Source organism: Mesocryomonas lacus, from assembly GCF_055730135.2.
This window is the reverse complement of record NZ_JBUZWE020000064.1, coordinates 1-413: the sequence shown is the minus strand read 5'-3', so window position 1 is coordinate 413 and position 413 is coordinate 1. Positions and strand designations below refer to the sequence as shown.

The window sequence follows — 413 nt, the reverse complement described above, 5'->3', positions numbered from 1 at the left end:
TCTGGTGTAATGCCTGTTGTGACCTCTCCAGAGCCAACTGGGATTCCCGTCGCTCAGTCAGGTCGCGAGTGATTTTCGCGAAGCCGATCAGCTCGCCGCCTTCGTTGCGGACGGGATCGATGACGACGCTGGCCCAGAACCTGGTACCATAATTCCGCAGGCGCCAGCATTCAGCCTCGAAGCGGCCTTCGCTCAGCCCAGTCGCGAGCGCCTTCTTCGGGATGCCGGCCGCCTGGTCTTCGTCGAGGTAGAATCGCGAAAAATGCTGCCCGATAATCTCATCCGCCTCATAGCCTTCAAAACGTTCGGCGCCGGCATTCCAGCTGCTGACATGGCCACCGGGATCGAGGAGGTAGATCGCGTAGTCTGTCACACTCTGCACCAGCAGCCGGAAACGCTCTTCGCTCCGGCGG

Annotated in this window: 1 protein-coding gene; it reads right to left on the bottom strand. The window is 60.8% G+C overall.

Features of this window, described 5'->3' with window-relative positions; all coding sequences use genetic code 11:
* A partial coding sequence (locus ACZLZY_RS24945; RefSeq protein ID WP_472936652.1) for a PAS domain-containing protein occupies positions 1-413 on the bottom strand: 413 nt, incomplete at both ends.